Raw genomic sequence first — 6,229 nt, forward strand, 5'->3', positions numbered from 1 at the left:
TTGGGCCTGCTGACTATCAGTGACGGAAGTGGCGCATATTGGTAAATACCATGGCCATTCCATGCTCGTCTGCAGCGGCAATCACCTCTTCATCGCGGATGGAGCCACCGGGTTGAATGATGCAGCTGATACCGGCAGCAGCAGCGGCATCGATACCGTCACGGAAGGGGAAGAAGGCATCGGATGCCATCACTGAACCTTCCACCACCAAGCCTTCATCGGCGGCCTTGATACCGGCGATTTTGGCGCTATAGACCCGGCTCATTTGACCTGCGCCCACCCCTATGGTCATGCCGTCTTTGGCATAAACAATGGCGTTGGACTTAACGAACTTGGCGACCTTCCAACAGAACAGCAGATCTTTGATTTCTTCGGCAGTAGGTTGACGCTTGCTGACCACCTTGAGGTCGGCCTCGGTCACCATGCCCTGATCTCTGTCCTGGATCAGCAGACCACCGTTGACCCGCTTGTAATCCAGGCCCTTGGTCCGGCCTTGCCACTGACCACATTCAAGCAGACGGACATTGGCTTTCTTGGCAACCAGCTCGCGGGCTTGCTCGCTGACCTTAGGAGCGATGATCACTTCAACAAACTGACGCTCGACAATGGCCGCCGCGGTGGCGCCGTCCAGCTCACGGTTGAAGGCGATGATGCCGCCGAAGGCCGAGGTAGGGTCTGTCTTGAAGGCGCGGTTGTAAGCGTCCAGTAGATCGCTGCCCAAGGCGACACCACAGGGGTTGGCGTGCTTGACGATAACGCAGGCGGGTTGCTCAAATTCCTTGACGCATTCCAGTGCGGCGTCGGTGTCGGCGATATTGTTGTAAGACAGCGCCTTACCCTGCAGCTGCACGGCAGTGGCGACCGAGGCTTCGTCTGTGTTGAGGTCAACATAGAAGGCGGCACTCTGGTGGCTGTTCTCGCCGTAACGCAGATCTTGTTTCTTCAGCAACTGAGTGTTGAAGGTGCGCGGGAACTTGGAATCCTGATGACACTCGTCCTTGCTGTGGGCCGGAACCTGGGTGCCGAAGTAGTTTGCTATCATGCCATCGTAGGCGGCCGTATGTTCAAAGGCGGCAATGGCCAGATCAAAACGGGTTGCCAGAGTAGTTGAACCCTGGTGTGCCGCCATTTCTGCCAGTACGCGTTGATAGTCAGAGGCGTTGACCACTATGGTGACGTCTTTATGGTTCTTGGCCGCGGCGCGCACCATGGTCGGGCCGCCGATATCGATATTCTCTATGGCGTCTTCCAGGGTACAACCCGGCTTGGCAACGGTTTCGGCGAAGGGGTAGAGGTTAACGGCCACCAGGTCAATCGGGCCTATGCCATTGGCTTCCATGACGGCTTCGTCCTGGCCACGACGGGCGAGAATACCGCCATGCACTTTGGGATGCAGTGTCTTGACCCGGCCATCCATGATCTCTGGGTGACCTGTGTAGTCTGAAACTTCAATGACAGGTACAGCGTTATCCGCCAGCAAGCGGGCGGTGCCTCCGGTGGACAGCAGTTCAACGCCCTGGGCATGCAGCGCTTTGGCGAACTCCAGGATTCCGGTCTTATCAGATACGCTCAAGAGCGCGCGACGTATGGGTCTGGCATTATTCATTTGGGTACAGTATTCCACTTTTTTATATTCAAGGATCTTTCGGAAAACCAGGCAGTGCGATTTGCATTGTTTTCCAAAAGTCCCTCGAATGGTCCGGGAACCCTCAAGGCGCGCCGTATTTTAACGTAAAACGATTTGCCGCGGTGTTTTTTCTACGCGTTTCACAATATTGCTCTGCGAACAAGCCAAAACCCCGAAGCAGGATAAAAAACACTTGACCTTGGATTAAGCTCTAAGCTTTATACTTGAATAGGAATTATTAGCAGGAACTGCATATGTACAGGATAGGTGAACTGGCCAAGCGCTTTGATATCAAGGCCGATACCCTGAGGTTTTACGAGAAACACGGCCTGCTGGCACCCTCTATGCGCACCGACTCCGGTTACCGGGTCTACAGCGACAGGGATGCCGAGCGACTGAAGTTTATTCTCAGGGCCAAGGCGGTAGGTTTTACCCTGGGGGAGATAGCCGAGCTTTTGTCCATTGAACTGGATAAGTCCAACCGTGCCTGCAGCGATGTCAAAGGCATGGTGGACGACAAGTTGGATAAGGTGCAGCAGAAAATTGCCGAGCTTAATCAGTTCCGCCAGTCTTTGCAGTTACTGTCGGATACTTGCTGTGGCGGCCCGGAAAGTGCCGAGCATTGCTCGATTTTGGAGGCGTTGGAGTCCTGTGACGATGAGCTGTCCCCCAGAGTCGAAACCGGCAAGGGTCACAATCACAGTCATGCCAAGAGCCGTGTAAGTAGGGGCGCAAAATCATGTTGATGGATAATTTTATTGAGCTGTTTCTCGAGTCAGCCCCCTGGCTGCTATTGGGGCTGGTGCTGGCGGGGCTGCTGAAGGTTTTTGTTCCCATGAGCTGGATGCAAAAGCAATTGGGGGGCCATGGCCTCAAGACCACGGTCAAGGCGGCCCTGCTGGGCGCGCCTTTGCCGCTGTGTTCCTGCGGCGTTATCCCGGCCGCTGTTGGCCTGAGACGCAGCGGCGCCTCCAAGGCGGCTACCACCTCTTTTCTGGTATCGACTCCGGAAACCGGCGTCGATTCGGTCACTGTGTCCTATGTTCTGCTCGGCCCCTTTATGGCGATTGTCAGACCTATTGCCGCGGTATGCAGTGCCATAGTGGCGGGTTTGTTGGTTGGCCGCGATGATGAGCCGGCTTTGCCCTCTGAGGCTGTGAAGAAGAGCGAGCCGGAGAAGGCTCAAGCCAAAACTGAGGCCCAGTTCAAGCCGGTAGGCGCCGCCAATTTCAGTCCTCTCAAGGCCGCGCCGACACAAGCTCAGAGTTCCTGCTGTGCCCCGGCCAAGGTGCAAGAGGCAGACTGTTGCAGTACGGCCAAGGTCAGTACCGCTAAGGCCAGCACCGTCGGCGGGTCTTGTTGCTCTTCGGTCAAGGAGGAAGCCACTCAGTCCTGCTGCTCGCAACCTAAGGTAGAGGCGGCTTCATGTTGTTCATCATCGCAATCGGCCTCGAACTGCTGCGACAGTGACGACATGGCAACTGAACTCAAGTCGAAGTCTGTCTTGCATAGAGTGCTGGCCGGTCTCAAGTATGCTGCCACGGATCTGGTGCGTGACACCGCCATCTGGTTGCTGGTGGGGTTATTCTTTGCCGCACTGGTACAGACCTATGTGCCGGGAGACTTCCTGGCCCAATGGGGCGGTGGTATTCTGGCCATGTTGGTGATGGTTCTCATCTCCATCCCCATGTATATCTGCGCCACAGCTTCGACGCCGATAGCGGCAGGTTTGCTGCTGGCCGGGGTTTCCCCGGGGGCGGTGTTGGTGTTTATGCTGGCGGGACCTGCTACCAACATAGCCACCCTAGGCGTAGTCGCCAAAGAGATGGGTAAACGGGCGCTTTACGGCTATCTTGGTGGGGTACTCGGGGTGGCACTGCTGGCCGGAATGCTGGTGAACCTGCTGGTGGCGAACTTTGGTTTTGAAGTGATGCCGCAGATAGGGGAAGAGCACCAGTTACTGCCACAGGCTGTGGTCAACTGGTCGGGGATTATTCTGGCGCTGCTGATGGCCAAGGTGATTTACGACAAGATCCCCAGGCGTTGGCTGCGGCGGGATTGCTGCTCCGGCTGACACTCCACTGCACAAGGGAAAGGCGCTCGATTGAGCGCCTTTCGTTTTATCTATTGCCAAACAGGGGCTGTGAAGGGAGGGGGTCATTTGCCTTGTTTGATATTCTCCACAGGATTGAGTTTGGCCTGTTTCTTGGCCATTTTGGCGGCCCGCTTCTCCTTGGCAGAGTGCATGGGTTTCTTCTTTTGCTCTTTGCTGTTTCTGTGCTCTTTCATGGTTTTGATTCCATTGATAGCGAAAGCCTGGCTGGGGTTTATCTCCCCGCTTCCTGCAATTTAAGATCCACTTACAGCTGGCATACCGGTCAGTCAGACACCGGCGTGATTCAACCAGTTGGTCGGCCAGGGCCGACTCGGATATTTTACGCCTGTTACCGAAATACTGCTGTCGGCTTCAATAGAATATTTGAGAATAAGTTTTTGTTTTTGAGATGGTATTTGACTAAGGAGCGCGAACAAGTTTTATCTGTGCTCTGCGTCGGCTTGCGTGCCTATATGCAAGGCGTGTTTCGCAGCCAATAGCCCTGGTCCTTTGCGGGAATTTCCTAAGAGTATTTCACTACAAAGTGGCCAGAGCCGTGCGAAAGATTGTGTGAGAGAGTGAGTGAAAGCCTGGGCGAATCAGTCGCTGCCACAACCCTTCTTTAAAGTGCTTCCGCCTTGAGCATGGCTCTTGGGCGTCTGGCACGATACTGCACCAGGCTGACCCCGGTCAGCACCAAGGCACCGCCGACATAGTGAGGGACTCCCAACTGCTCACCCAGTAACGTGGATGCCAGCACGGCGGTGAAGATTGGCATCAGGTTCATAAAGATGGCGGTTCTCTCTGTGCCCAGCAGGGCAATCGCCTTGATCCAGGCCCAGGGCGCCAGAATCGAGGCACAGATAGCGGCATAGGCTATCAAGGGCAGTGAAGCCTGGGTGATGCTGATACTGCTGGCAAAGAGCAGCAGAGGCGACAGCATGAACACGGCGAACAGTATCTGCATATACAGCAGGTCCCAGGTCGGCAGTTGCAGCGACCAGCGTTTTAATAGCACGCCGTAGAGGGCGTAGACCACGGCGGCCAGCAGTAACAAGAGATCGCCGGGTACCACTGAGGTAGACAGCCTGGCCAAGTCGCCTTGGCTGAGCATAAACAGTAAACCGCTGAAAGAGATAAAGGCGCCCAGCAGTGCCAATTTGGAGAGCCTCACTCCGAGCAAAGGCACCGCCAGTAACAGGCTGAGAACCGGCACCAGAGAGGTGATCAGCGCCATATTGGTGGCGCTGGTGGTCGCGGCGGCAAAATACGCCAGGCTTTGGTTCAGCACCATTCCCAGGCTTGCCAGCACGGCGAGTTTGCCAATATGGGGACGGATCATGGCGCGGCGGCGCCAAACCCCGGGGAGCAGCACTGGGGTCAAGAGCAAAAGTGCAAAAGCCCAACGGTAGAAAGAGATGGCTTCCGGCGCTATGACACCGGCGGAAAGTTTATTGACCAGACTATTGCCGGCCCAGATGGCTACGGCCAACAAGGGAAACAGATACAAAACAGGGCTCCTCAGAACTACGAGCAAGGCTCAACAGACAAACCTGGGTTGGATAATACGGGGCAGATTATTCCACGTCTTATGTGATATACATATCTGTTATCAGACAAAGTCAACCCGCCTTCGGACATTTGCATATGGCCAATATCTACCATCCACCTGAACAGCATCCCGGTGACGGTTCGCAGGTATTCTTCTACTACCAGCAATTTTCACCCGATACGCTGACGCCCATGCACAGTCATGTCTGGGGGCAACTGCAACTAAGCCGCGGCGGTTTGATGGAGCTGGTGGCTCAAGGACGGCGCTTTATGTCGTTGTCGCAGTGCGGTATCTGGATCCCGGCCGGAGTAAAGCATGAGAGTTACATGCGCCGCTGCGTGCAGTACAGTTCAATGAATGTGCCGCAGGAACTGGCTGCCAGGCTGCCCAAGCATATCTGCCTGCTGGAGTTGAGCCCGATAGCGGAAGCTATTTTGATGGACTTGAACTCAAGAGGCGTCGAGCTGGCACATACACCTGAGGATCAAAGACTGCTAAAGGTGCTGTTGGATCAGTTGAGTCAGGCCAGGGAAGTACAACCCTTTTTACCGGTAACCGACCATCCCATGTTGCAGGCCATAGCTGCCGAGCTGGAAGCCGAGCCTGAGGGCGGGCGCAGTTTTGCCGCCTGGGCCGATACCTTAGGTACCACAGAACGTACTTTGGCGCGCTTGTGCCAGGCAAGGCTTGGAATGAACTATACCGAGTGGCGGCAACGCTATCGCTTTATCCACAGTTTGCAGCTGCTGCGACAAGCGATTTCAGTGAAGGAGGTGGCATTGACGTTGGGTTACCACCAGACTTCGCCCTTTATCAGCCTGTTTCGCAAGTACGCAGGTTGTACACCGCAGGCCTACAGGCAACAGCTGGCCCAAGGAAGTGCGCTTGTCTTGCCTTGAAAAAAGGGGCGCCCTAAGGCGCCCAAAAGGTGGCTCGAAACTAAGGAAGGTGCGAA

General features: G+C 55.4%; 6 protein-coding genes. 3 read left to right on the top strand and 3 right to left on the bottom strand.

Annotated features, from left to right (window positions below; all coding sequences use genetic code 11):
- Positions 1-16: 16 nt before the first annotated feature.
- Positions 17-1,606 (bottom strand): bifunctional phosphoribosylaminoimidazolecarboxamide formyltransferase/IMP cyclohydrolase, encoded by a 1,590-nt coding sequence (purH, locus tag ACF8D4_RS14870; protein ID WP_028781381.1) that lies wholly within the window; start codon positions 1,604-1,606, stop codon positions 17-19.
- A 275-nt stretch (positions 1,607-1,881) separates the two neighbouring features.
- On the opposite strand from purH, the gene zntR reads away from it, so the two are divergent.
- Both zntR and ACF8D4_RS14880 read left to right on the top strand, forming a co-directional pair.
- The gene (zntR, locus tag ACF8D4_RS14875; RefSeq protein WP_101058364.1) at positions 1,882-2,373 is read left to right on the top strand and encodes a Zn(2+)-responsive transcriptional regulator; all 492 of its coding nucleotides are present in this window, start codon (positions 1,882-1,884) and stop codon (positions 2,371-2,373) included.
- The gene (locus tag ACF8D4_RS14880; RefSeq protein ID WP_144218141.1) at positions 2,367-3,701 is read left to right on the top strand and encodes an SO_0444 family Cu/Zn efflux transporter; all 1,335 of its coding nucleotides are present in this window, start codon (positions 2,367-2,369) and stop codon (positions 3,699-3,701) included. Before zntR ends, ACF8D4_RS14880 begins: the two co-directional genes overlap by 7 nt.
- An 83-nt stretch (positions 3,702-3,784) precedes the next feature.
- Here ACF8D4_RS14880 and ACF8D4_RS14885 read toward each other — a convergent pair whose 3' ends face one another.
- Complete coding sequence (locus ACF8D4_RS14885; RefSeq protein WP_096141150.1) at positions 3,785-3,916, bottom strand: hypothetical protein; 132 nt, start codon at positions 3,914-3,916, stop codon at positions 3,785-3,787.
- Between the two features lie 428 nt (positions 3,917-4,344).
- Entirely contained in the window at positions 4,345-5,232 is an 888-nt protein-coding gene (locus tag ACF8D4_RS14890; RefSeq protein ID WP_223828868.1) for a DMT family transporter, read from the bottom strand.
- A gap of 137 nt (positions 5,233-5,369) precedes the next feature.
- On the opposite strand from ACF8D4_RS14890, the gene ACF8D4_RS14895 reads away from it, so the two are divergent.
- Complete coding sequence (locus ACF8D4_RS14895; protein WP_107005220.1) at positions 5,370-6,173, top strand: helix-turn-helix transcriptional regulator; 804 nt, start codon at positions 5,370-5,372, stop codon at positions 6,171-6,173.
- Positions 6,174-6,229: the final 56 nt, after the last annotated feature.

The sequence above is a fragment of the Shewanella sp. YQ_9 genome, from assembly GCF_043103185.1.
Lineage (GTDB): Bacteria > Pseudomonadota > Gammaproteobacteria > Enterobacterales > Shewanellaceae > Shewanella > Shewanella algae.

Bases quoted from the DNA above. Each gene is read 5' to 3' on its own strand.
- purH (WP_028781381.1), bottom strand. From the start codon at position 1,606: ATGAATAATGCCAGACCCATACGTCGCGCGCTCTTGAGCGTATCTGAT.
- zntR (WP_101058364.1), top strand. From the start codon at position 1,882: ATGTACAGGATAGGTGAACTGGCCAAGCGCTTTGATATCAAGGCCGAT.
- ACF8D4_RS14880 (WP_144218141.1), top strand. From the start codon at position 2,367: ATGTTGATGGATAATTTTATTGAGCTGTTTCTCGAGTCAGCCCCCTGG.
- ACF8D4_RS14885 (WP_096141150.1), bottom strand. From the start codon at position 3,916: ATGAAAGAGCACAGAAACAGCAAAGAGCAAAAGAAGAAACCCATGCAC.
- ACF8D4_RS14895 (WP_107005220.1), top strand. From the start codon at position 5,370: ATGGCCAATATCTACCATCCACCTGAACAGCATCCCGGTGACGGTTCG.